Consider the following 24760-nt stretch of genomic DNA (forward strand, 5'->3'; position numbering starts at 1 on the left):
AATGATCAAGCACTGGATCAACGGCCGTGAGGTCGAGAGCAAGGAAACGTTTACCAATTACAACCCGGCGACCGGCGAGGCACTGGGCGAAGTGGCCAGCGGCGGCGCCGAGGAAGTCGCCCAAGCCGTGGCGGCTGCCAAGGAAGCTTTCCCCAAGTGGGCCAACACCCCAGCCAAGGAACGGGCCAAGCTGATGCGCAGGCTGGGCGAGCTGATCGACAAGAACGTGCCAAATCTGGCCGAGCTGGAAACCCTGGATACGGGGCTTCCAATTCATCAGACCAAGAACGTACTCATACCCCGAGCCTCCCATAACTTCGACTTCTTTGCAGAAGTCTGCACACGGATGGATGGGCATACCTATCCGGTCGATGACCAGATGCTGAACTATACCCTGCACCAGCCGGTAGGGGTCTGCGGCCTGGTTTCACCCTGGAACGTACCGTTCATGACAGCGACATGGAAAACGGCGCCGTGTCTGGCACTGGGCAATACCGCCGTGCTGAAAATGTCCGAGCTGTCGCCCCTTACGGCCAACGAACTAGGCCGTCTGGCCTTGGAAGCAGGCATTCCGCCAGGCGTATTGAACGTCGTGCAGGGCTATGGCGCCACAGCTGGAGACGCCCTGGTTCGTCACCCGGACGTGCGGGCCATCTCATTCACTGGCGGCACCGCTACCGGCCGAAAAATCATGGAAACGGCAGGACTCAAGAAGTATTCCATGGAGTTAGGCGGCAAATCGCCTGTGCTCATCTTTGATGACGCCGATTTAGGCCGCGCGCTGGACGCTGCTCTCTTCACCATCTTCTCGCTCAACGGTGAGCGTTGCACGGCGGGCAGCCGTATCTTCATCCAGGAAACGGTTTACGACCAGTTTGTCGAGGAGTTCGCTGCACGCGCCAAGCGCCTGATCGTGGGTGATCCGCAAGATCCAAAGACCCAGGTCGGCTCGATGATTACCCAGGCTCATTACAACAAGGTCACAGGCTACATCAAGATCGGCCTGGAAGAAGGCGCCACGCTCATGGCAGGTGGTCTGGAGCGTCCAGCGAACCTGCCCGCCCATCTGACAAAGGGGCAGTTCATCCAGCCCACCGTATTTGCCAACGTCGACAACAGGATGCGTATCGCTCAGGAAGAGATTTTCGGTCCTGTCGTCTGCCTCATCAAATTCAAGGATGAGGCCGAAGCCCTGCGCCTGGCCAATGATACCGAATACGGCCTTGCGTCCTATATCTGGACCCAGGACATCGGCAAGGCGCACCGTCTGGCCCGTGGCATCGAGGCCGGCATGGTGTTCATTAACAGCCAGAACGTACGGGACCTGCGCCAGCCATTCGGTGGCGTGAAAGGCTCTGGTACCGGCCGTGAAGGAGGCGAGTACAGCTTCGAGGTGTTCACGGAGGTGAAGAACGTGTGCATCTCCATGGGCAGTCACCACATCCCGCGCTGGGGTGTGTAACCACTCCCGCCCCAGGGCCAGCGCCTGCTAGCGGTATCGGCAGGCAAGCACCCGGGTTTTCGGGCTTATCACGACCAAGCAGTTACAACACAGCGCCCTGATCTTCTGTTCGGGGCTAACAAGGAGAACTGTCATGGGCGAAGTCGTCCTTGCAGCCAAGATTACACATGTTCCATCCATGTATCTGTCTGAACTGCCCGGAAAGCACCAGGGTTGCCGCGAGGCAGCCATCGCCGGTCACAAGCTCATCGGTCAGCGCGCCCGCGACCTGGGCGCCGACACGGCCGTCGTGTTCGATGTTCACTGGATGGTCAACAGTGGTTACCACATCAATTGCGGGCGGCAGTTCGAAGGGATCTACACCAGTAACGAGCTGCCGCACTTCATCAAGGACATGGCGTATCAATATCCGGGCGATCCCGAGCTGGGAGCCCTGATCGATGGGGAAGCCAATGCCGCGGGGATCCGCACCATGGCCCATAACATCCCTAGCCTGGAGCTTGAATACGGAACACTCGTTCCCATGCGCTACATGCACATGGGCGTACCGGACAGCCAAAAGCTCAAGGTCATTTCCATTGCCGCCTGGTGCGCCTGGCATCGGCTGGAAGACAGCTTTGCCTTTGGTGCTGCGGTTCGTCGCGCCATTGAAAAAAGCGACCGCAAGGTACTGGTACTGGCATCCGGATCACTCTCCCACCGGTTCTCGGACGATCGGGTCGCCGAGGCGAATATCCACAAGTGGACCCGCGAATTCGACAGGCAGGTCGACCTGCATGTGGTGGAGTTGTGGCGGCAAGGTCGCTTCAAAGAGTTCTGCGCCATGCTTCCAGACTACGCCGAGCACTGCTATGGCGAAGGCAAGATGCACGATACCGCCATGTTGCTGGGCCTGTTGGGTGGCGCTGAGTACGACAAACCCGTCGAAATCGTGACCGAGCCGTTCGGAAGCTCGGGCACCGGCCAGATCAACGCCATCTTTCCTGTTTGACTGGTGTTAGCAGCCTCCAGGGTCCGCACAGGCTCCTGGAGGATGCACGTCCGCTGGAGTAAAAACCATGCCTCACTTTATTGCCGAATATTCGGCCAATCTTGAGCACGACGCAGACCTGCCGGGTTTGTTTGAAAAAGTCCACGCCTGTCTCGGCAACAGTGGTGTTTTCCCCCTAGGCGGTATTCGTAGCCGCGCGATCCGCATGGATACGTTCCGCATGGCTGATGGAAAACATGACTATGCGTTCGTTCATATGACGCTGAAGCTAGGTGCTGGCCGCGACCTGGAGACAAGGCGTCAAGTAGCTGATGCATTGTTCGAGGTGATCAAGCATCACTTCGCCGAGCTTCAGAGCAGACGCCTGCTGGCACTGTCGTTCGAGATGACCGAACTCTCGGCCGAACTCAATTACAAGCACAACAATATCCATGCCTTTCTGAGCGAGCAGGCCGGTTAGGCAGCGTTACGTTTGCGTCCTGACAACAACAATAAAAGGCACCCACCATGGCACAGGCAATCGATACGCTTTCGGTTTCGGAAAAAAACGATGCAACTTACCGGTACATCACCTGGCGACTGATGCCACTGCTGCTGGTCTGCTATGTCTTCGCTCATCTCGATCGCATCAATATCGGCTTCGCCAAGCTGCAAATGAGCAGCGACCTGCACTTCAGCGATACCGTTTATGGATTTGGCGCAGGCCTGTTCTTTATTACCTATGCCCTGTTTGGCGTACCTAGCAACCTGATGCTGGACCGTGTCGGGCCGCGCCGCTGGATTGCCACGCTGATGGTGGTCTGGGGCATCCTGTCCACCGGCATGATGTTCATCGAGTCCGCCACCGGCTTTTATACCCTGCGCTTTCTGTTAGGCGTGGCGGAAGCGGGCTTTTTCCCTGGCATCCTGGTTTATCTCAACCGCTGGTTTCCGGCCCATCGGCGGGCGTCGGTCACTGCACTGTTTGCCATTGCCGTCCCTATGGCAGGGGTCATCGGCGGCCCCCTGTCCGGCTGGATTCTGGAGCTGTTCAAGGACAGCGGCGGTCTGCGGGGGTGGCAGTGGATGTTCATGCTGGAAGGTCTGCCAGTGGTGTTGCTTGGGTTGGTCGTCCTCAAGGCCCTGCCGGACAGCTTCGAGAGCGTCAGCTGGCTTGAGCCTACCCAAAAGCGTCAACTCCGTGATGCCCTGGCGGGAGAGGAGCAGCGCAAAACGATTACCTCCTTTTCAGGCATTGTTCGCAACGGACAGGTGTGGTTGCTCGTGGCGATTTATTTTGCCGTCATGTTGGCCGTCAATACCCTTGCCTTCTGGATGCCAGCTCTTATTCACGGCGCTGGCATCGGTCAAGACAGCAACGTTGGCATGCTCAGTGCCATCCCTTATCTGGCAGGCTGCTTCTTCATGATCGCTGCGGGCCGCTCTTCCGATCGCCACCGTGAACGCCGCTGGCACCTTTGCGTTCCCCTCCTCATGGGTGCGGCCGGTATCGCCATCGCCGGGCTGGCACCTCAAAACACAACCCTTGTCATGCTGGGCCTGGTCATTGCAGGCATGGGCGCAAGCTCCGCGCTGCCCATGTTCTGGCAGTTGCCCCCGGCGTTTCTATCGTCAGGCACACAGGCGGCCGGCATTGCCATGATCAGCTCCTTTGGCAGCGTGGCGTCATTCCTCGCTCCCTACTTCATTGGCTGGATGCGCGATACCACCCAAAGCGCCAGCCTGGCGCTCTATGTTCTGGCGGCGCTCATCGCTGTCGGTGCCTTTTTGGTACTGCGCACCCCTGCCGCCATCGTCAATCCACAAGGAAACTAGCCATGCTCGACAACGCCTTTATCCGTGCGGCCGCTGAACGTCTTGACCAGGCCGAGCGCTCCCGGGAACAGATCGGTCAACTGTCCCTGGAGCAGCCAGAGATCACTATTGAAGATGCCTATGCCATCCAGCGCGCCTGGGTCGAAAAAAAGATCGCGGATGGTCGCAAACTGGTTGGCCACAAGATAGGCCTCACCTCCCGCGCCATGCAGGTGTCATCCAATATCACAGAGCCGGACTATGGCGCTCTGCTCGACGACATGTTTTTCGAAGAAGGAACCGACATTCCCTTCAATCGATTTATCGTGCCACGCGTGGAAGTCGAGCTGGCCTTCGTTCTAGGCAAGCCACTGAAGGGTCCGAATTGCTCGATTTTCGATGTGCTCGATGCCACCGAGTATGTCATTCCGGCGCTTGAGATCATCGATGCGCGTATCCAACAGATCGACCCCCATACCAAGGCTACGCGCAAGGTCTTCGACACCATCTCCGACAATGCTGCCAATGCCGGCGTCGTCATAGGCGGCAGGCCGATTCGCCCTCACGCTATCGATCTGCGGCGCGTACCGGCCATTCTTTACCGCAACGGGGTGATCGAAGAATCGGGTGTCTCCGCAGCGGTGCTTAATCACCCGGCCAAGGGCGTTGCCTGGCTGGCCAATAAACTGGCCGCCTATGACGTCACGCTGGAGGCGGGCCAAATCATCCTGGGCGGCTCATTTACACGACCCGTGCACGCAAGCCCGGGCGATACTTTTCATGTGGATTACGACCAGCTCGGCAGCATCGCCTGCCGCTTCGTCTAAGACCGGTTTGGCCTGCGGCAGCGCGCTCATGCCCAGGCCAACCTCCCGCCGTGAGGATTTACCATGCAGCTTCCTATTAACACCTTCAAACAGCGCCTCAAAGGCGGTGACCCGCTGATTGGCCTCTGGATTGGCCTCGCCAATGCCTACAGCGCTGAATTGGCCGCCAACGCCGGTTTCGACTGGCTGCTGCTTGATGGCGAGCATGCGCCCAATGATGTCCGCAGCCTGCTCGCTCAACTACAGGCCGTTGCGCCGTATGCCACCCACCCGATTATACGGCCGCCCATTGGCGATCCTGTGCTTATCAAACAGCTTCTGGATATTGGTGCCCAGACACTGCTTGTGCCGATGGTCGAATCCGCTGATCAGGCCCGGGAATTGGTAAAGGCCATGCGCTATCCGCCGGAGGGTATTCGCGGTGTAGGCAGCGCCCTGGCACGCGCCTCACGCTGGAACACGATCCCCGGCTACCTGGATCATGCTGATGAACAGATGTGTCTTCTAGTCCAGATCGAGAACCGAACCGGCCTGGATAATCTAGATGCCATTCTGGAGGTCAATGGAGTGGACGGAGTGTTCATCGGTCCTGCTGACCTGTCTGCCGCACTGGGGCATCGTGGCAATCCAGGCCACCCAGACGTTCAAGCCATAATTGAAGAGGCGATTGTTCGTATTGCTAAAGCCGGCAAGGCGGCAGGTATTCTTTCAGCCGATCAGACGCTCGCCCAGCGTTATATCGAGCTGGGCGCAGTCTTTGTAGCGGTGGGGGTCGACACAACGGTGCTGATGAAAGGCCTTCAAACGCTGCTAGGCCATTTCAAGCACAACACTCCAAAGCCCACACATGGTGGCGGGGTCTATTAAGGTATGAGGCACCGAGCCTGAACTGAACCAGCGGCCCTTGGGCCGCTTTACCTGCCCAGCTGATCAGCTGTCATCCCGATCGGGATAGACAAGGCGCTCTTCGTCGTCATCCTCCGAGCCAGGCCGCACCTGTTTGAGTTCTTCCAGCAAGGCGATTAGCGTCTTGAGCTTTTCCTCACCAAATTGCTCCTGGATGCGCTGGTAGTTGGTCTCCATACCCGTGGCCATGGATTCGAAGCACGCCCGGCCACGATCCGTCAGGCTCACGTAAACACGCCGCTGATCCTTGGGTGTTTTCCAGCGCTGCACGTACCCGTCACGCTCCATGCGAGACAATACACCGGTCATGCTGGGCTTGAGAATGCAGGCCTGCTTTGCCAGCTGATGGCTCTCCATTTCACCCCGCTGCCAGAGTATCCGAATGATGCGCCATTGCTGTTCGGTAAGGCCGTGCTCATTCAACAACGGACGGAAAAACCCCATGGCCGCTTCGCGGGCCTGCAACAAGGTAAGCGTAAGAGAAGGACGCGGTTTCAGCATGACAATTAGTCACCAGGAGCCATGAAAGATATCGTTGCACGGGCCGGACGCCAGCCCAATGAATAGATTGGCAGATATACCGCCATTTACCAACGGAGCGGGACCATCGCATATAATTAACATATTAATCAACCATTCTGAATTCATCTTCGTCCCTCACCCCATTCAAATCGATTGGTGCGTTCACGGCAGCGCAAGCCGCCTTGCCTCATCACACCGGGTGATGCCTTGCGGGTGGCAGAGAAGATCAAACCCTGCGGCAGCGACATGCAAGCTCTCTTGATTGACGACTCCTAAGCTCTGGACATGAAGCCTCACCGCTTGCCTTAGAGCCTTGAGAATAGCCAGGAATCCCTTATGTCTAATGCCGAACTCATTACGCCCCTCGAGACTGTTAAACGTTTTCTGTCGCTTACGCATTCCAGCTTCGTGGATGGCCAGCCCAGCACCGCTTCTCGCGGCGATGTCATTGCGGTAAACGATCCCGCTTCGGCCCAGGCCATTTCACAGGTAAGGCTGGCCGAGCGGGAGGAAGTAGACCGTATCGTCGAGTCCGCCCGCGCTGCGTTTGTCGCGGGCAGCTGGAGCAGGGCTCGACCGGCTGATCGTGAGCGCACCCTCCTGCGCTTTGCTGATCTCGTCGAAGCCCACGGCGAGGAACTGGCGCAACTGGAAACGCTGGAACAAGGTAAATCGATCCATATTGCCCGCGCGATTGAAGTCGGCGGCGCAGTTGAATACATGCGTTACATGGCCGGGTGGGCCACCAAGCTCGAAGGGCAGACGCTCGACGTCTCGATACCTGTTCCAACCGGCGCCCGTTACAATGCCTATACGCGCCGTGAGGCAGTTGGCGTAGTGGCAGGCATCGTCCCCTGGAATTTCCCGCTCATGATCGCCCTGTGGAAGATCATGCCGGCTCTGGCCTGTGGCTGCTCCATCATCATCAAGCCCTCGGAAGAAACGCCTCTTACCGTGCTGCGGGTAGCCGAGCTGGCCATAGAGGCCGGCGTTCCGCCCGGTGTATTCAACGTACTGATCGGCCGCGGCTCGGTAGCAGGTGCCGCACTGGTGGCGCACCCCAACGTCAGCAAGGTGTCCTTTACCGGCTCTACGGCCATCGGCAAGCAGATCGGGACTGCCGCCCTGCAAAACATGACACGATTCTCCCTGGAGCTCGGTGGCAAGAACCCTATGGTGCTGCTACAAGACGCCGACCTTGAAAAAGCAGTTGCAGGCGCGCTCATGGGCGGCCTACTCAATCAGGGTCAGGTATGCGCCGCCGCTTCGCGCATCTACGTGCCGCATGCGCTAAAAGCGGACTATGTCGAAGCGCTTAGCGCCGCGGTAAACGGCATGAAGATCGGGCCGGGGCTGGACCCAACCACACAAATCAACCCGGTCGTTTCACGCCGGCACCAGGGCAGTGTTCTTCAGCATCTAGAGCTGGCACGCCAGCAAGGAGCTACTGTCACGACGGGAGGCAATGCACCCGACCTGCCCGGCTATTACGTCCAGCCTACTGTGTTGGCCAACGTTGAACACCATATGGCGGCGGCGCGCGAGGAGATTTTCGGACCGGTATTGTCCGTTATCGCTTACGACTCACTGGATGAAGCCATCCATATGGTCAACGACAGCCAATACGGTCTCACGGCCAGTCTCTGGACCAATGATCTGACCCGTGCCATGGACCTCATTCCCCGCATCGAGGCGGGCACGGTCTGGGTCAACAGCCACGTACCGGTCGACCCGAACCTGCCTTTTGGGGGCTACAAGCAATCCGGTATTGGGCGGGAGTTCGGCCGCGGCGCTGTCGAAGCCTTTACCGAACTCAAATCCGTGTGTATTGCCTACTGAGCCTGATGAACGCGGCCTGAGCATGCTCAGGCCGTCATCGACTGGCTACGGTAGTCCCGCGGGGACCTTTCGAAGTGCTTCTTGAACGTCCGGCTGAAGTGAGCCGAGTCGGTAAAACCCCATTTGAAAGCAATGTCTGTGATCGACTCGTTGACCAGACGCTGATCGAGCAGATCGGCAGCGCTGCGTGCAAGTCGGGCACGCTGGATATAACGGCAGACGCTATCGCCCTCTTCTTCGAATAGCCGATACAGCTGGCGGATGGAAATGCCTAGCTGCGCCGCCAGTTTGGCAGGGCTCAAGGACGCATCGGCCAGCTGGTCGTGGATCAGCTGTTCTACTCCGCTTCGCAGTACGCCGCCCTTGGCCTGGAGCTCAACGGCCATTGTGGGCGCACTGGCTGTCAAGGCGGGTTTCAACAGGCTGATCAGCGAATCCTGGAGCGCCTCCCCTTCATCATCCTGCCATTCCTGTGCCGGCATACCCTCGGCCAGCTGGGTACAGATCAGCCGAAGCAACCGGCCGCTGGCACTGCCTGAATTAAGCTTGCCAAAAATATGCTGTTGATCGGCCAGATGCCTGGACACTGCCTCGCGGGGAAGATGAATCGAGCAATGCTCCATCAAACCAAGCGGAGTGATTTCGCAGGCGCCTGCAGAATCAACCAGCGCCATCTCACCGGGCACCAGATCGATGGTATGCCCATGCTGCGTGATCTGTGCTCGCCCGGATCGCTGCATGACCAGAAAGCAGTATCGATCACCATCTTGATCATGCCCTCGTTTGCGAGCCAGACAGGCCGCGTTGGTCTTGACCATGGCCAGTTCAAGTCCGGCTATACGCCGCTGGGTAAGCTCGCCGATAAACAGCGAACCGGTCAACGAGGGCTGCGCGGTAAACCGGCGGCCACAAAAAGCGCGAATCGTTTCTAGCCAGATCGAAAACGCATCGAGACGTTGGACTTGCATGGCATTTCACCTCGGCTGTCATTCAGCCTGTTGTTCTTGTAGATAGTTAACATGTTATCAATTTACTACGAAACTACAGAGGTGCAAGCCCTGATTCCATATGAGCTGATGACCGACCTCTCATTTCACTATGCCATGTTCCCTGCCACTGCGGCAGTTTGCGCCCGCCAAAAAAGACTAAATGGCGATAACCCGTTAAACTACGCCTTTTTTTGTTTGGATTTTGAAAGTCGAGGGGTGATTTCGAAGGCGAGGTACTACTCACGCCAATGAGCACACGCTGCCCCGAGGCCGTCCTCAATCCGCTGCAATACCTCGTCGCATTGCAAAGCGGCGACTGTTTTAGCTTGTACTGAAAGGAAGTAATACCATGGTAATGCACTACTCCACCGGCACAGATCAAGTTGCTTGCGGCCGCAGCAGTCCTAATGCCTCCACCCAGCCTGATCAGGTTACCTGCAAGACATGCCTGCGCTCGGCGGCTTATGCAGCGGCAACAGTAACCGACACTCAGGCTCAGGAGATTGTTGCTCCCGTACCGGCTGCCAAGGCACAGCCTGTTGAGCAGTCCGTAACCTACCGTACCCGTAGCGTTGCGTTTGCCGAGTGGCAAAACAAGCTGGCCGATGGCAGCCGCCTGCCTCGCGGTCGGCATTTCAAGGGGCCACAAAAGAAAGCCGCGTTCTAATACGTTGCAGGGTGCCAGCGTAAGGCATGACCTTGCCCTGGCGCCTGTATCAGGTGGCCGATCCTGGATAACTACTGCCGCCGATAGGCCAAGCCTGCCTGGGTCGTTACACTTGCCGTCCTATCCGTTACGAACAGAACACATGACCCATCGCCTCTTCACTGGTTTTATGCTCATGGCAGTCCTGCTACTAAGTGGATGCCAGAGCCGCTCGCTGACACCCGTTGAAACCACCTTGCAGGCGCGTCCCCTCCCGCTTGACCAGGTCAGCCGCCAGTCGGAATGCCGCTCCCTTGCCGAGCTCTACTCCAGTTGCTACGTCGCCCTGGCAACCTGGACATACGCCAAGACCGAGCAGAAGGCCACCCCGGAGGAACTCGAAGCGGCCATGCACGCTGCCAAAGCCCGCGCATTGAAACTAAACTGCCCGACGTTCTGGGAAGAAGACTGACGCCCTGCCTAAAGGCGATTGATCGGAATTTTCAGGAAGGTCGCCCCGGACTCATCTGCAGGTGGCATTTCACCCGCCCGGATATTGATCTGGATCGACGGCAGAATAAGCGTCGGCATCGATAGCGTTGCGTCCCGACGGCTGCGCATCTCAACAAAGGCATCTTCGGCAATACCGTCGTGCACATGGATATTGCTGGACCTTTGCTCAGCCACCGTCGTCTTCCAACATACCTCTCGCCCAGCGGGTGGATAGTCGTGGCACAGGTACAATGTCGTCTCGGCCGGTAGCGCCAGTATCCGCTTGATGGAACGGTACAGTTGACGGGCACTGCCACCGGGAAAATCGCACCGTGCGGTTCCTACGTCAGGCATGAACAATGTGTCGCCTACGAATACCGAATGCTCCGCTACCTGATAGGCCATATCCGCGGGTGTATGCCCTGGAACATGCAGCGCACGCGCCGCTAAACGGCCAATGTGAAACAGCTCGTCCGGCTCGAACAGATAATCGAATTGTGAGCCGTCCAACCGGAACTCAGGCTCCAGGTTGAAAACATCACGGAAAACGCCCTGAACCTGGCGGATGGGAGCGCCAATGGCAATCTTGCCTCCCAGCATACGTTTCAGGTAAGCCGATGCAGAAAGATGATCAGCGTGGGCATGGGTCTCAAGCAACCATTGCACCTTGAGACTATGCTCCTGAATAAATGCAATGATCCGGTCAGCCCCATGTGTGCTGGTTCGCCCGGCCTTGGCATCGTAATTCAATACCGAATCGATGATGGCGCATTCCGAACCATCCACCTCGAATACCACATAGCTGATGGTAGCCGTGTCGGCATCGAAAAATGCCTGTACTAAAGGAGTCATGTCTATTACCTCTCCATCGATCTACCTTTTTATAATATATTGAATTATATATTGTATGAAAATAGACTGATTGGACGCATGACGAGGAAGGGACCAATGGCAACTCAGCTTTCTACCACCGAAGTCGCTCTGCTCAGGGCCTCTGCTTCAAAAGCCTGCACACTGCTGAAAGCGCTGGCCAACGAAGACCGCCTCCTGCTGCTCTGTCAGCTGACCCAGGGTGAGCGCAATGTGGGCGAGCTGGAAGACCTGACGGGTATCCGCCAACCGACGCTTTCTCAACAGCTGAGCGTCCTTCGGGAAGAAGGACTGGTCAATACGCGTCGCGAAGGCAAGTACATCTATTACGCCCTTGCCAGTTTCGAGGTCGTCTCCGTCATGCAGACACTGTCCAGCCTGTACTGCGGTCAGGCCCTGAAAAGCGTGCAGTAAAGAGTCATCTCTACGTTCAACCTGTCTCGCCATAGACTTTTTTGTTGTTTCCTACGCTGTCTGGAGTTGCCCATGGACTACCCCATCAACCGACTCGATGAAACGTTCGCTACGTGCGGACAGCTACAGCTCGATGACCTGCCTGGCATCGCTCAGCAAGGCTACCGCAGCATCATCTGCAATCGACCGGATCATGAAGGTGGACCAGAACAGCCTCTTAGCGAACAACTTCGGCGCCATGCCGAAGCATTGGGCTTGAGCTTTGTCTATCTCCCTGTCATACCCAGCACCCTTCATGAGGGGCAGGCCCAGCAGTTACAGGCGTTACTCAGCACGCTCCCCCATCCGATTCTGGCGTTCTGTCGCACAGGTAACCGCTCTACCCAACTGTACCGAATGGCGTGCGAGAACGAAGCGGCAAGTAGCCAATACGACGTCGTCATCATGGGCGGTGGGTCAGCTGGCATCGGCGTCGCTGCCAGCCTGCTGCGCCGCGCCCCTGAGTTGAAACTCGCCGTGGTCGAGCCCAGCGATCATCATTACTATCAACCCGCCTGGACGCTTGTAGGGGGTGGAGCCTACGACGCAGCGGACACGGTTCGCCCGATGGCCAGCGTCATGCCGCACGGTGTCACTTGGATTCAGGCATCGGTCAGCGCGTTCGCCCCGGAGCGCCAGAGCGTGCTGCTCAGCAACGGTAAGCAACTGGGTTATCAGCAACTGATCATCTGTCCCGGTCTGCAACTGGCGTGGGAGCGCATCACTGGGCTGGAAGACACGCTGGGCCAACAGGGTGTGACGTCCAATTACCGGTATGACCTGGCCCCTTACACCTGGGAGCTGGTCCGAAACCTGAGGCATGGGAAGGCGCTATTCACTCAACCGGGTATGCCGATCAAATGTGCCGGTGCGCCCCAAAAAGCCATGTACCTGTCCTGCGATCACTGGCTGCGACAAGGGGTGCTGAAGAACATCCAGGTCGAATTCAACCTGGCAGGCGCAGCGCTGTTTGGCGTACCGGCCTTTGTCCCGCCTCTGATGGCGTATGTAGAGAAATATCAGGCATCACTGGCTTTTCAGTCCAATCTGGTTGCTGTCGACGGTCCTGGCAAAACCGCCTGGTTCGAAGTTACCGCCGCTGACGGTAGCGTGAGCCGTCAAGCCAAAGCGTTCGACCTCCTGCATGTGGTGCCACCGCAACAGGCACCTGATGTAGTTCGGCGTAGTACGCTGGCCGATGCGGCGGGCTGGCTTGAGGTCGATCCGGCCACCCTTCAGCATCCTCGTCATCCAGACATATTTGCCTTGGGTGATGTGTGCGGCACCACCAACGCCAAGACGGCGGCAGCGGCACGCAAGCAGATCGTGGTCGTAGCAGAAAATCTGCTGGCCTTGCGCAAGGGGCATCCCCTGCCAAGCCGATATGATGGTTACGGCTCCTGCCCACTTACCGTCGAAAAAGGCAAGGTGATCCTGGCCGAGTTTGGTTATGGTGGAAAGCTTTTGCCGACCTTTCCCTTTGATCCCAAAGTGCCGCGTAAATCCGCCTGGTTGCTGAAGGCCAGCGTACTGCCCCGCTTCTACTGGAACGGCATGCTCAAGGGCCGTGAGTGGCTTACCCGCTGCGCCCAGAATTAAGGGAACCCGCTTCGTGCTGCTGGCCTCTCTTCTCGGAATCGGTATCGGCCTTGTGTTAGGCCTGACAGGCGCAGGCGGAGGTATCTTGGCGATCCCGGCATTGACGCTTGGTCTGGGCTGGGCCCTCTCTCAGGCTGCTCCCGTTGCGCTGCTTGCAATCGGCACCGCGGCGACCCTGGGTGCGGTGGACGGGCTGCGCAAAGGTCTGGTGCGATATCGGGCGGCGCTACTCATGGCCGCGTTGGGACTTTGCTTTTCGCCACTTGGAAGTCAGCTGGCGCATCACTTGCCCAATCGTACCCTCATGCTTTGCTTCTGCCTGATCATGTTGTTTGTTGCCATCCGTATGCTGCTTCAGAGTCGGGCTACGGTAGATCAAGCCTGTACGACTCACGGCCCGCTTCAAAAAAATTGCATGCTGGATCCAACGACTGGACGCCTGCATTGGAATGGTCGATGCCTGGCTACGCTTTCGATCATCGGAAGCCTGTCGGGCCTGTTGACCGGTATGCTCGGTGTGGGGGGCGGCTTTCTGATCGTCCCGGCCTTGCGCCAATGCAGCGATATCCGCATGCAGGGCATCGTGGCCACTTCGCTGATGATGGTGGCGCTGATTTCCCTGGGTACCGCAGCCGGTGCGCTTTATCGCGGCGTCACGCTTGGCTTGCAGGCAGAGCTTTTCATAGGTGCCACGCTTTTAGGCATGCTTGCCGGGCGCCTGCTGTGCAAGCATTTACCGGACCACCTCTTGCAGCGGTCGTTTGCGGTGCTTTGCCTGGGTGTCTGCGTTTACCTGTTCATGACTGTTTTCTAATCAGCTCCGATTAATCTGATCCTTTAGCCGCAAGGGAGGATTCAATCGATCAAACTGATCTGGGTTTCAGACAGACCCTTACTACCGTAAGACCACGGGAACGCTTAGTACAGCAGACGACTATCTTAGCCAGCACACTTCCACGCTTCACCCATCATTGATAGCAATAGTTGGCACCAGTAGGATCGATTTCACGCATAGTAGGTGCGTGCGATTCAATGACCTCATCGAAACCAACCACCCCATCGAAGAGGTCATTATCATGAAATACGCCATTGCTACTGCCCTGCTTGCCTCAGCCTTCGCTACCGGCGCGTTTGCTGCAGATTCCCGTTCGGCACAAGACAACCTTCCGGTGGAACAGTATCACTACGGCATGAAGGTTGATGTCGCCAAAGTCATTTCGATCGAAAAGGCCGACACGAACGACCTCAACAATGCCGAACCTGCCACCATGGTGTATCAGGATCATCAAGGCAACGTGCATAAATTGCAGTACCTGGAAAGCGTTGAACGGCAAAATACGAATGGTTGATACGACCAGTACAAAGCCCCGGCCACGCGGGGCTTTGAGACTTGGCCTGCACCAGCAGCACTCCTTGCTCCCGACTAAGCGCAACGTCCCTATCACACCTCCAGAGCAGATTTCCAGGCGGCTCTGACCTCTTGATCCGGCCATCGGACATCCGATGCTCATCCGCATGGCATAGCGCTGCGCCCCTTGCGAGTACACACCGCAGCACGATCAACTTGACAGACCTCCCCACCACACTAAAGATTACACAGAACGTAATCGATTTACGATTTCGACTGATATTTTGATTGATCTCCAGAACTGCCTTTCTCTGACCACTAGTTGATTTACGCGCCCATTTTGCCTGCACAAATAAAAACAAAAGGTATTGGCAATGCAGAACCAAATAACCAGCTTTCGCGATGCTCTCGATTCACATCCCGTATCACGCTATCAATGGCAGATACTGGCGTTGCTGGCGCTCTTGCTCATCAGTGACGGTTATGACGCTCAGCTACTGGGCTACGTGGTGCCATCTATCGCCCAGGAATGGGGACTGGAGAAATCGGCCTTTGGACCGGTCTTCAGTGCAAACCTGATCGGCCTAACCGTTGGCTCTCTGCTCGTTACACCACTTGCGGACCGCGTAGGTATCCGGCGAGTGCTCATGAGCTGCGTTCTGCTGTATGCCTGCCTTACCTTCGTCACCGTCTATATCGACTCGTTGCAGGGACTGGCGATACTGCGCTTTTTTTGTGGCCTGGGGATGGGCGGCGCTATGCCCAGCGCAATGGCACTGATGTCGGACTACTCACCACCCAGGTTGCGTACCCTAATGGTCACATTGGCCGCCTGTGGGTTCTCGTTTGGCGGCGCAGCGGGCGGCTTCGTAGCAGTGGCGTTCATGGATCGTTTCGGCTGGCATGCCGTATTCGTCATAGGAAGTGTAGCCCCGCTGCTGCTCTTACCTTTCCTGCTCATGCTGCTACCTGAGTCTCTGCCACGTCTGCTAAGGGATGCCCCGCCTTACGCCCGGCTGACCGCTGTCACGTCCCGCATGGTTGCCGGTTGGCAGCCGCCAGCACCAACCGTTGACAGTCAACAGGAGCCTGCTTCTACGATAGCCGTGGTGGATCTCTTTCGTAATGGATACGCAAGGCCTACCCTGTTTCTCTGGGCGACGTTTTTTGTCAGCCTGATCCTGCTGTATTTCATGATCAGCTGGTTGCCCTCTCTCCTTCAGGAAAGCGGTATGCAGCGAAACTCGGCAAACCTTGCCACGTCGATGTTTTTGTTTGCCGGTACATTGGGTGCCATGCTCCTGGCATACTTCATGGACCGGGTGGCCAGCAAGGTTCGCTTGCTGAGCTGTATCCTGGCGGGCGCAGCCGCATTTACCGTACTGCTTGGGCTGACACATCAGTATCAGGCCCTGCTGTTGGTGTTCGTATTTGCCGCGGGCTTTTGCACCATAGGTGGTCAACTGACCTTGAATGCCTTCGCAAGCAATTTCTACCCCGCGCATGTACGCGCAACTGGCGCAGGTTGGACGTTGGGCATTGGCCGCTTTGGCTCGATTCTCGGGCCTCTCCTGGGTAGTCTGCTGCTCGGCCTGCATTTGCCAGCCCAAACCATCATTGTGCTGGCTGCTATTCCGGCTATCCTGGCCGCCTTGCTGATTCTCAACGTTAAAACCCCCTCACATAACGCGACGCCCATTAGGCAACATGACCATGGTTCCTCACACGGGCCCATCCAGCGCTCCAGTGATCAACCGCCGGCGCTCAAAGGTGAGGCGCCTCTGTAATCGATCACCTCAAGTTCCGCTGGGGCAGACGACCAACGTCCTGCCCCGCCTGACTTGAGAAAGGCCTTCTCCCCGTAATCCTTGAGTAAAAATCAAAAGTATTCTGAGGATTAAGGGCTTATTCAGATGATATCAACCGATCACACTGAGCTCCGAACCCTTTGCTTGGGACGCAGCCGTGTCCCTCCAATCCTTTCGGAGAGCCCGTTATGAGTATTCCTTCCTTTGGCCTTGGCACCTTCCGCCTCACAGGACAGACCGTCATCAACTCGGTACGCCACGCTCTTGACTTGGGCTATCGTGCAATCGATACCGCACAGATCTACAACAACGAAGCAGACATTGGGCAAGCGATTGCCGAAAGCGGTATCGCACGCGAACAACTCTTTATCACGACGAAAATCTGGGTAGACCACTACGCCAAAGACAAACTGATTCCCAGCCTGCAGGAAAGCCTGAAAAAACTCCGGATCGACTTCGTGGATCTGACGTTGATCCACTGGCCCGCACCGGGTAATGGTGTGGGGCTACCCGAATTTATGGAAGCATTGGCCCAGGCGCAGCACCAGGGCCTGACACGCCAGATCGGTATCTCCAACTTCAACATCGAACTGACCCGACAAGCCATCGACATTGTTGGTACGGATGCCATTGCCACTAACCAGATTGAGCTTAGCCCTTATCTGCAGAACCGTAAGCTTGTTCAATATTTGCAGGAGCAGAATATTCCAGTGACCTCCTATATGACTCTGGCCTACGGGAAGGTACTCAAGGACCCTGTCATTAATGCCATTGCCCATAAGCATCAGGCAACCCCAGCGCAAGTTACCCTCGCTTGGGCGTTACAGCTGGGATATGCAGTCATCCCTTCATCGACCAAGTTAGAGAATCTGGCCAGCAATCTGTTAGCCCCAGAGCTGCGTCTGGATCAGGAGGACATGGCAAAAATCGCCTTACTTGAGCGAAACGCTCGGGAGGTCAGCCCTGAAGGGCTTGCACCCGCTTGGGATTAATCACTTGCATGACCGTAACGTACGGTACTCTTCCAATGCCGTTCTATTGTCTTCAGGCCGAATGCTGGCCTGCCCTGTTTCTTTCATGCAAGGAGAATCGCTGTGACCAACGCCTATGCTTCGATCGAGATCGATGTGGATGCTGATCAGATATGGCAACTTATGGGAGGCTTCGGCTCCCTGCCTGACTGGCTGCCGTTTGTAGTCGAAAGTCAGCTGAGTGAAGGGGGTCGGGTCCGACATCTGAAGGATATCGAAGGTAACGTCATCATTGAGCGGCTGTTAAGCTTTAACGAGGCTGAAAAAAGCTACCGCTACACCATCATCGAAGGACCTGCCCCGATCAAGGACTACGACTCTACGCTGCGTGTACTCACGGATGTATCAGGAAAGAGCGCCAAGGTTGAATGGTTCTGTACCTTTACAGCGACCCATATCAGCCAGGCGGAGGCTGAAAGTCTATTCACGCAGTTCTACCAAGATGGGCTGACGGCGCTCAAGCAGGCAGTCGAGGCTCGGTAGCCGCTTGAAAACATAAAAGCAACGATACGCCTGCTTTTGCAACCTCACGGCGGCCCTTCGAGGCCTGCCGTGATAAACCTGAACGGCCCGCTACTCCGCTTCGCTGAACTGCATTTCCGGCGGTTGAGTACGAAACCCGTGCGTGAGTTTGCCTAGGTAGATAACTCCGAGTGCGAGCCAGCTCAGCCCTAATAGAATGGCCATCGAGTCCAGGCTGATCATGAGGTAGAGATCTGCACTGAGCCCCAGCAACGGGCAGATGAGAAACAACAGGATTTGACGTATACCGCGCTGAGTCGCACCAAGATAAAAGTGAAAGATTACTGCAAGGTTCACCAGGCTGAACGCTAGAAATGCGCCGAAGTTGATGAACGAGGTCGATGTCGCTACATCCAGCTTCAATGCCAGTAACGCAACAACGCCACACAGGGCGAGATTGTTGACTGGCGTACCGAAGCGCCTTGAAAGCTGACCGAAAAACGACTGGGGAAGCACACCGTCACGGCCCATGGCAAACAGTAGCCGTGAGACGCTGGCCTGCGCAGCCATACCAGACGTGAACTGCCCCACAATCAGCCCCATCAGAAACAGCGAAACAAAGATATCGCCGCCAATGTTACGGGCAATCTCATAAGCTGCAGAGTCGACATTGGCGAACGCCATGCCTGGGTGTACCCGCTGGACCCAATAAGATGCCAGGATAAACACCAGTCCGCCGACTAGAGTAACCAGCAGGATTGCCTTGGGTATCGTACGCTCCGCATTCCGGGTTTCCTCCGTCAGGGTACTTACGGCATCGAATCCAAGAAACGAATAGCAGGCTATTGCCGCGCCGCTCATGACCAGCGGCCACTGCAAATGACCGTCCGTAAGCGGTGCCAGCGTGAACAACGGCTCGCCAGAGCCCTGTACATAATGGATGCACAGCACCACAAAGGCAGCCAGTACCAGGAATTGAACCAGCATCAAGGCTGTATTAATCGTACTGGCGAGCTTGAGCCCCACTACGTTGATCACCGTAGTAAGTGCGATGAAGCCCAATACCCAAACCGCTTGAGGGATAGCGGGAAATGCGGAACTCAGGTAAGCAGCCCCAATCAGCCAGATCGCCATAGGCAGAAACAGGTAGTCCAGAAGAACCGCCCAGCCGGCGATAAAGCCCAGCTTGGGACTTATAGCCTTGCGTACATAGGTATACGCGGAACCTGAAACCGGAAACGCCGCCGCCATGCGACCATAACTGATGGCGGTAAACAACATGGCAACCAGCGCTACCAGGTAGGCGGAAGGTACATGCCCACCTGTGCTCTGGGCAAGAATTCCAAACGTGCCGAGCACAATGATGGGCGTCATGTAAGCGATGCCGAACAGCATCACCGCCCCTAACGAAAGGGTGCGTTGCAGATGGGCCATGAACAACTCCGTATAGTGATTGTTGATACCGCGCTTACGCGGTCGGGTGTTGTGGCAGTGCTGAATCAGCAAAAAAGATAATTGTTGTTATACGTTTATTGGCCTAGATAATAAGTTCGCGAATCCCTCCCGGTTGCTCGATCAGCTCTCCCGGCAAACTCAGGCGACGGTCATTGAGATACCGATAATCCTTGCGCACCGCCTGAAGCTGGCTCAGGTCCAGCGATGCGCTCAAGTGCGCCTCTTCCCGACCGGCCTCAACCAGCATATTTCCAAAGGGATCGACTACCGCACTGCCTCCTGCAAAGGTGAGGTCGCCATCGCCTTCACCCACGCGGTTCACCATCACGGCAAACGCCTGATTTTCGATTGCGCGGGCCATGATCGCGGCTCGGTGTACAGGCCCATAAGGGTCCATGTTGCCGTTGGTTACGATAATGAGCTGTGCACCCAGTTGCGCCAGCGCGCGGGCGGTTTCGGGAAACTCGATGTCATAGCAGATCAGCAGACCGACCCGAACACCGTTCCATAGACAGGTCGCAAAGCGGTCACCAGGCGATAGCACTCCCTGATCCGACGACCACAAGTGCGTCTTCCGGTAACGCAGCGCAATTTCATCCGGGGTAATCAGAAGCGTGGTGTTGTAATAACGCTCGCCATCCGCTTCAGCAAAGCCGATGGCGACCGAGACCTGTCTGGCATGCGCAGCCTGACGAACCCGACTGATCGTCGGGCCATCAATGGGCTCGGCGACATCTGCCACGTTTTCATGGGTTGGAAAACCGCTGAGGTGCGTTTCTGGAAACACAATAAGCTGTGTATCCGGTGCACAGGCTTCGATAGCCGCCAATGCCGTTTGCAGGTTGTAAGCCTTGTCGCCATCACGGCCAGCCACCTGGGCCAGTTCAATCTTCATGAATGCTCCTTGATACATCAGCCGTATCGAACACATTGGTTTGGCAGTATGGTGCCCACGGTTTGGCATGATAATCACGCCGGTGGGTTAACCCTTTTGAGGTAGGCATGGGTATGGAACTAAAGGATATCGCCTGGCATCAGTCGGTTGGTCAACTGATTGATGCGCTCGATGCGCCCAACTTCTGGATCAGGCTGGTACGATTACTGGCGCGCTATCTGCCCTTCGACAGCTGGGTAGCACTGCTTTTCAGTGCTGGCAGGCCCGTTGTACTGGCAGAAAGTCCGACCAGTGATGGCGGACCTGATCCGCTGTTTCAGGACTACATCAACGGCCTGTATCTTCTGGACCCGTTCTACATCGCCTCTCGTGAGCGAGCCCACAATGGCCTGGTTCGGCTTGACGACGTCGCACCAGAATGTTTTGAGCAAACCGATTATTATCGTCTGTACTTTCGGTTGAACGTGGTCGCTGACGAAATCCAGATCAACTGCCAGATCGATGCTGATCAGACGCTTTGCCTGTCCCTTGGCTCGCGCCAGCGTTTCAAACCTGACCAGATAGCCCTGCTCGGTCTGATTCAACCCTGGATAATGGGTCTCATGCGTCAGCGCCTACGCTTCGAGCAAGGTTCCACTACGCCCTCTGTTCCAGCGTGGCAACACCGGCTGGAGACAACCAGCCAACGCAGCGAAATGCCGTTGACCACCCGTGAGATGGACGTTGCACGCCTCGTACTGAGTGGCTGCTCCGGCAAGGAAATTGCGCGGAAGCTGGATATTTCTGTCGAGACCGTCAAGGTCCATCGAAAACATATCTATACCAAGCTCAACATCAAATCCCAATCCGAGCTGTTCGCGGTGTTCTTTCAAATCAACTGATGTATACCGGCTGGGTAGCTACCGTGCTGGCAATGCTGAGCCTCATCAACAACCGGCAGGAATTAAGACAGACGTCGTAATTCTGGAGACCTGTACGTATTCTCCACCCAAGGTTACTCCAGGCAGAATTGCTATTGATATGTGCCTTCGGCGCTTTTAAACGTCGAAGTCGTATCAGCCTGAATAGGGTTTTTGCAGAGGGTATTAGGGGGTCAATAAACGTAAGCAGGAGGATTGATTGTACTCAGCCGAGCACGTGACCGGCTCGTTTCGCCCTGCTCCGGTCTGTTTCAATCAACGGTGTGCCAAAGGGCTCTGGCATGCCTCAGACAGCTCACTCTTTTTTCTATTTATTTTCCTCAAGAAAACCAACGCTATACCGATAGCCTTCTAATGAAAGCCTCCAACTGGCAAACCATGAGACGCCAGGAAGGCACTGCACTCGGGTTGAAGTTTCCGGGCGCACATTCTCACTAGAGGCATTCAGGTCTTGGAAAGGCCTGCTCGAACAGAAGGTATAACGACACATGTCCACCTCAGCACTGGCGCTGATGTTTGTCAGCTGCATCCTTTTATTTTTATTCATGGCCTATGTGGACCAGGTTGCAGACCGTTATCAACTGGATAAGGCTCGTCTGCGAGCAGACCTGAATGACCGGATTTACCGTATCGGCACCTTGTCGGAAACCTTTCCAGCCCAGTTCATGACACCTGAACTCAAACAGCTTCTGGTCAGACTAGAACTCAACCTTATTCAGCGCATCGGCCGCCTGGAAAAACCTACCGAAGCCCTGACGGAGCGCGAGTCCCTCCTGCAGGAGCAGGAAAAACTCGGTTTGGACATTTCGATCGAGAATCAACCATGCCCTCTGTCAAGCGAGGCGGCCTTCAAAGAGGTGAGCTTTCAGCTGGAAACCCTTAATAGTCAGGTTCACCGCGCCGTACAGGATGGCCTGCTTACCAAGGCGGATGCTTCCGGCTGGTTCAAGTCAGTCAGATATTGGCTTGCGCTCAGCAATATCGAAATGTTCGATAACATGGCCACCCAAGCGCTTGAGTCAGACCAGCCCCGCCTGGCAAAGCGCGCTTATGAACGTGGCCTTCAATATATTCGCAACCAATCTGATCAAATGGCGTTTCAAGCCCAGCGCGAAGCTTTTGAGAGCGGTATAGAGACCGCTGAGAATGCCATCGAGAAACAGACCCAGGCCGAACAGCAACTCAAGGCGCCTCCTGTTGAAGAAAAGGCACCTGAGCCTGAAGAGGGCAACGAATGGAAAAAGAAGCCGCTCTACGACAAGAGCGAGGTGTGAGCGTTAGGCCAGATATTCGACACAGTCCGCCTCGCTCGGCAGCGGTACTTCCCACCGGCAGAGCATCCGCTGGATATCCTGATTTCGCAATGACGTGTTTCGCCTGGCGTTACGCTCAAGAATGACCCGCTCCGGCTGCTCAAGATAAACGATTCGTATTGAGGCGTTATATTGGTAGAGCAAATCCAGGGTCTTCTTGCGCATTTGGCCGGACAGATGCGTTGCGTTCCAGACAAAAGCCTCTTTTCTGCGTAACAGTGCCTTGGCGGTATCCACCGCATAATGAGCGACGGCCCCTTCGTTCTTGCCATGGGCAAGCCCCAGTGCGTCCCGTGCATCATCGTAAGAAACGACCGGCAGCCCTGGCAGGTTTTCTGCGACCCATGTGTTCTTGCCACTGGCAGGCAGACCCGCCATGACTACCACATCGGAGCCCTTCTGCTCCCGATAATGACTGAACGCCGGATGAATACGGGCACCGCGAAAATAGCTCATCCGCGTGTAATCATCAGGAAAAGCCTTGGCTGAATACAGGCAGCTTTCTTCCTCCGCCAGCTGTTGAAACAACACGATATCATCCAATACGTGCTGCTTGTTCGGGTAGATACGCCCTTCCATATCCGCGATGGCCATAGCGATCAACATCCAGAGCGGTAGCTCCCAGGACAGGCGATGTGCCAGAAACTCTGGAGAATGTCCTGAGCGATCACCGCTCAACGCCCAGAACGGCACCTGATGCACACTGATGATTCGGCAAATGGTTTCTCGCAACGAGAATGGCACGCCTGCCTTCCAGAGCAATATGCGGGCATCAATTGAACCACGACGAGAGTGTCCCGGTTGGCCGATACGCCCAGTGACCTCATCTATAACAGTAGTGTCCGGCTTGGCAATGTCGTGCAAAAGTGCCGAGTAGAACAGTACGAAACGCTCTTTAGCACTTGCGCGTTCATAGGCACTTCCACCTACCATGGCTTCAACCACCATACAGGTATGGGTCCAGACATCGCCTTCGCCATGATAGGCAGGCTCCTGCGGCGTACTTGCCAACCGAGTCAGTGCCGGTATTGCTTCTACGCACCCCTTGAAGTCGGGCTGCTGGCCTGGTGCAGCAACCAGGCGCTCAAGTGTTTGAAAATCCATATTCCATTTCTCCTTGTTATTGTTTGTTCAAACATTCCCACGTCACGATAGGTACTGGTGCATAGAGATCAACATCGGGCGCAAGCTCATTGGGAATGTAGGGCTGACGCAAGTGATGCTCATTGGCGTCCAGAATGGTCTGCACGAAGTCTGGCCTGACCCACTTCATCCGTGCGACTGTTTCGCAGGCTGTCTCGACTTTCAGGTAAAGCCCTTCCATCAGATCAGAGGTATCGCATTGAGACCATGCCTTACTCAGGTCTAGCCCTTCACGCCGCACTGTATCTTCGAACCGCTCTCTCCACCGATCGGTTCGGGCCCAGGACTTGCCAACCAGTGCCAGCAGGTCTTTGAGCCTTACAGGCGCAGGACCCTCATACAACACAGGTACAGACAGGACAGGCCCGCCGGCTAACAACACGCGGCGCTCAGCGGTTGACAGAAAGATCTGCCTACGACGATCCCAGATGTCGAACTCGAAAAAGACACCCGGCAACTGATCGTAGAAAACCGAATGCTTCTTGCTCATGACCTCGCCAAACATCACGTAGCGATCTTCAAGTCTCTCAAGCAGAAACAGTTCATGGACGCGTGCCCATTGCTTGAACAGGTTGAACTGCTTCTCCCGTGAGCCCCCGATAAGGTAGTGCCCACGTGACTGAAGCAGGAGTTCAGCATTAGCGGAAAAGCTGATTGCCGCATTAGCGCCATCAAGCTTTTCCTCCACCACGATGAATTGATCTTTCAGCGTGCTTAGCTTTACCTGGTCATGATCGCAGTCACCCGGTTGCAGGCGCGACGACTCCAGGTGAGGCGTTCGCGGGTATTTAAATAATTCATGTAATTGCGCATAGACGCGCGGGTCGAGAGTCATGGTCTTCTCCAATCAAACAGGGAAAACCGACAACGCTCAGGAACGATAGATGACAGCTACGCGCAGACCAACCGCTTACCGGGACCGTTGTCGGATCAGATGTAAAGGTTGATGCAGGGCACTGGCTTCACCACTTTAGAAAGGAGGGTTAAACGAAGGG

At 56.2% G+C, this 24760-nt stretch carries 25 protein-coding genes; 18 read left to right on the top strand and 7 right to left on the bottom strand.

Annotated elements, in window-relative coordinates:
- Position 1: 1 nt before the first annotated feature.
- From hpaE to hpaI, 6 genes are all read left to right on the top strand, one after another.
- On the top strand, positions 2–1462 hold the full coding sequence (gene hpaE / locus PLU01S_RS14370) for a 5-carboxymethyl-2-hydroxymuconate semialdehyde dehydrogenase (RefSeq protein WP_074826051.1): 1461 nt from the start codon (positions 2–4) through the stop codon (positions 1460–1462).
- A 133-nt stretch (positions 1463–1595) separates the two neighbouring features.
- Positions 1596–2453, top strand: a complete 858-nt coding sequence (gene hpaD, locus PLU01S_RS14375; protein WP_074826055.1) for a 3,4-dihydroxyphenylacetate 2,3-dioxygenase — start codon at positions 1596–1598, stop codon at positions 2451–2453.
- A gap of 67 nt (positions 2454–2520) precedes the next feature.
- The gene (locus tag PLU01S_RS14380) at positions 2521–2913 is read left to right on the top strand and encodes a 5-carboxymethyl-2-hydroxymuconate Delta-isomerase (protein ID WP_074826062.1); all 393 of its coding nucleotides are present in this window, start codon (positions 2521–2523) and stop codon (positions 2911–2913) included.
- A 47-nt stretch (positions 2914–2960) separates the two neighbouring features.
- Positions 2961–4268: an MFS transporter gene (locus PLU01S_RS14385; protein WP_074826066.1), complete on the top strand. Its 1308-nt coding sequence runs from the start codon at positions 2961–2963 to the stop codon at positions 4266–4268.
- A 2-nt stretch (positions 4269–4270) separates the two neighbouring features.
- Positions 4271–5074 carry a 2-oxo-hept-4-ene-1,7-dioate hydratase gene (gene hpaH / locus PLU01S_RS14390; protein ID WP_074826071.1) on the top strand — a complete coding sequence of 268 codons (804 nt, stop codon included), beginning with the start codon at positions 4271–4273 and terminating at the stop codon, positions 5072–5074.
- Between the two features lie 63 nt (positions 5075–5137).
- A complete protein-coding gene (hpaI, locus tag PLU01S_RS14395) occupies positions 5138–5941 on the top strand; it encodes a 4-hydroxy-2-oxoheptanedioate aldolase (RefSeq protein ID WP_074826074.1) in 804 nt (267 codons plus the stop codon).
- A 63-nt stretch (positions 5942–6004) separates the two neighbouring features.
- Here hpaI and hpaR read toward each other — a convergent pair whose 3' ends face one another.
- Positions 6005–6481, bottom strand: a complete 477-nt coding sequence (gene hpaR / locus PLU01S_RS14400) for a homoprotocatechuate degradation operon regulator HpaR (RefSeq protein ID WP_010799021.1) — start codon at positions 6479–6481, stop codon at positions 6005–6007.
- A gap of 357 nt (positions 6482–6838) precedes the next feature.
- Here hpaR and PLU01S_RS14405 point away from each other — a divergent pair, with 357 nt between their 5' ends.
- The gene (locus PLU01S_RS14405) at positions 6839–8341 is read left to right on the top strand and encodes an aldehyde dehydrogenase family protein (RefSeq protein WP_074826077.1); all 1503 of its coding nucleotides are present in this window, start codon (positions 6839–6841) and stop codon (positions 8339–8341) included.
- Between the two features lie 26 nt (positions 8342–8367).
- Here PLU01S_RS14405 and feaR read toward each other — a convergent pair whose 3' ends face one another.
- On the bottom strand, positions 8368–9309 hold the full coding sequence (gene feaR / locus PLU01S_RS14410; RefSeq protein WP_074826081.1) for a transcriptional regulator FeaR: 942 nt from the start codon (positions 9307–9309) through the stop codon (positions 8368–8370).
- Between the two features lie 370 nt (positions 9310–9679).
- Between feaR and PLU01S_RS14415 the strand changes: the two genes are divergently transcribed.
- Positions 9680–9997 (top strand): hypothetical protein, encoded by a 318-nt coding sequence (locus PLU01S_RS14415; protein WP_074826084.1) that lies wholly within the window; start codon positions 9680–9682, stop codon positions 9995–9997.
- A 142-nt stretch (positions 9998–10139) separates the two neighbouring features.
- Complete coding sequence (locus tag PLU01S_RS14420) at positions 10140–10448, top strand: hypothetical protein (protein ID WP_010799017.1); 309 nt, start codon at positions 10140–10142, stop codon at positions 10446–10448.
- An 8-nt stretch (positions 10449–10456) separates the two neighbouring features.
- Here PLU01S_RS14420 and PLU01S_RS14425 read toward each other — a convergent pair whose 3' ends face one another.
- Positions 10457–11320 (bottom strand): MBL fold metallo-hydrolase, encoded by an 864-nt coding sequence (locus tag PLU01S_RS14425; protein WP_074826090.1) that lies wholly within the window; start codon positions 11318–11320, stop codon positions 10457–10459.
- A 96-nt stretch (positions 11321–11416) separates the two neighbouring features.
- Between PLU01S_RS14425 and PLU01S_RS14430 the strand changes: the two genes are divergently transcribed.
- The 7 genes from PLU01S_RS14430 (at position 11417) to PLU01S_RS14460 (ending at position 18060) form a co-directional block, all read left to right on the top strand.
- Positions 11417–11752 carry an ArsR/SmtB family transcription factor gene (locus PLU01S_RS14430; protein ID WP_010799015.1) on the top strand — a complete coding sequence of 112 codons (336 nt, stop codon included), beginning with the start codon at positions 11417–11419 and terminating at the stop codon, positions 11750–11752.
- A 72-nt stretch (positions 11753–11824) separates the two neighbouring features.
- Positions 11825–13390, top strand: coding sequence for a bifunctional protein tyrosine phosphatase family protein/NAD(P)/FAD-dependent oxidoreductase (locus PLU01S_RS14435; RefSeq protein WP_074826095.1), 1566 nt, complete (start codon positions 11825–11827; stop codon positions 13388–13390).
- Positions 13391–13403: 13 nt separating this feature from the next.
- Complete coding sequence (locus tag PLU01S_RS14440) at positions 13404–14204, top strand: sulfite exporter TauE/SafE family protein (RefSeq protein WP_074826097.1); 801 nt, start codon at positions 13404–13406, stop codon at positions 14202–14204.
- A 262-nt stretch (positions 14205–14466) separates the two neighbouring features.
- Positions 14467–14739 (top strand): DUF2790 domain-containing protein, encoded by a 273-nt coding sequence (locus PLU01S_RS14445; protein WP_026004006.1) that lies wholly within the window; start codon positions 14467–14469, stop codon positions 14737–14739.
- A gap of 373 nt (positions 14740–15112) precedes the next feature.
- A complete protein-coding gene (locus tag PLU01S_RS14450; RefSeq protein WP_074826100.1) occupies positions 15113–16525 on the top strand; it encodes an MFS transporter in 1413 nt (470 codons plus the stop codon).
- Positions 16526–16734: 209 nt separating this feature from the next.
- Positions 16735–17538 carry a 2,5-didehydrogluconate reductase DkgB gene (dkgB, locus tag PLU01S_RS14455; RefSeq protein ID WP_074826103.1) on the top strand — a complete coding sequence of 268 codons (804 nt, stop codon included), beginning with the start codon at positions 16735–16737 and terminating at the stop codon, positions 17536–17538.
- Between the two features lie 102 nt (positions 17539–17640).
- The gene (locus PLU01S_RS14460; protein ID WP_019366225.1) at positions 17641–18060 is read left to right on the top strand and encodes an SRPBCC family protein; all 420 of its coding nucleotides are present in this window, start codon (positions 17641–17643) and stop codon (positions 18058–18060) included.
- Positions 18061–18150: 90 nt separating this feature from the next.
- Here PLU01S_RS14460 and PLU01S_RS14465 read toward each other — a convergent pair whose 3' ends face one another.
- Positions 18151–19473, bottom strand: coding sequence for an APC family permease (locus tag PLU01S_RS14465; RefSeq protein ID WP_074826106.1), 1323 nt, complete (start codon positions 19471–19473; stop codon positions 18151–18153).
- A 103-nt stretch (positions 19474–19576) separates the two neighbouring features.
- The gene (locus PLU01S_RS14470; protein WP_074826111.1) at positions 19577–20389 is read right to left on the bottom strand and encodes a carbon-nitrogen hydrolase family protein; all 813 of its coding nucleotides are present in this window, start codon (positions 20387–20389) and stop codon (positions 19577–19579) included.
- Between the two features lie 107 nt (positions 20390–20496).
- Between PLU01S_RS14470 and PLU01S_RS14475 the strand changes: the two genes are divergently transcribed.
- Entirely contained in the window at positions 20497–21270 is a 774-nt protein-coding gene (locus PLU01S_RS14475; RefSeq protein ID WP_074826114.1) for a helix-turn-helix transcriptional regulator, read from the top strand.
- Between the two features lie 527 nt (positions 21271–21797).
- Positions 21798–22583, top strand: a complete 786-nt coding sequence (locus tag PLU01S_RS14480) for a hypothetical protein (RefSeq protein WP_074826117.1) — start codon at positions 21798–21800, stop codon at positions 22581–22583.
- 3 nt (positions 22584–22586) lie between these two features.
- Here PLU01S_RS14480 and PLU01S_RS14485 read toward each other — a convergent pair whose 3' ends face one another.
- Both PLU01S_RS14485 and PLU01S_RS14490 read right to left on the bottom strand, forming a co-directional pair.
- Positions 22587–23726, bottom strand: a complete 1140-nt coding sequence (locus PLU01S_RS14485; protein ID WP_074826120.1) for an AAA family ATPase — start codon at positions 23724–23726, stop codon at positions 22587–22589.
- Positions 23727–23742: 16 nt separating this feature from the next.
- Positions 23743–24600, bottom strand: coding sequence for an RNA ligase family protein (locus PLU01S_RS14490; protein WP_010799003.1), 858 nt, complete (start codon positions 24598–24600; stop codon positions 23743–23745).
- Positions 24601–24760 lie beyond the last annotated feature (160 nt).

The organism is Pseudomonas luteola NBRC 103146 (assembly GCF_002091675.1).
In the GTDB taxonomy this organism is placed as follows: domain Bacteria; phylum Pseudomonadota; class Gammaproteobacteria; order Pseudomonadales; family Pseudomonadaceae; genus Chryseomonas; species Chryseomonas luteola.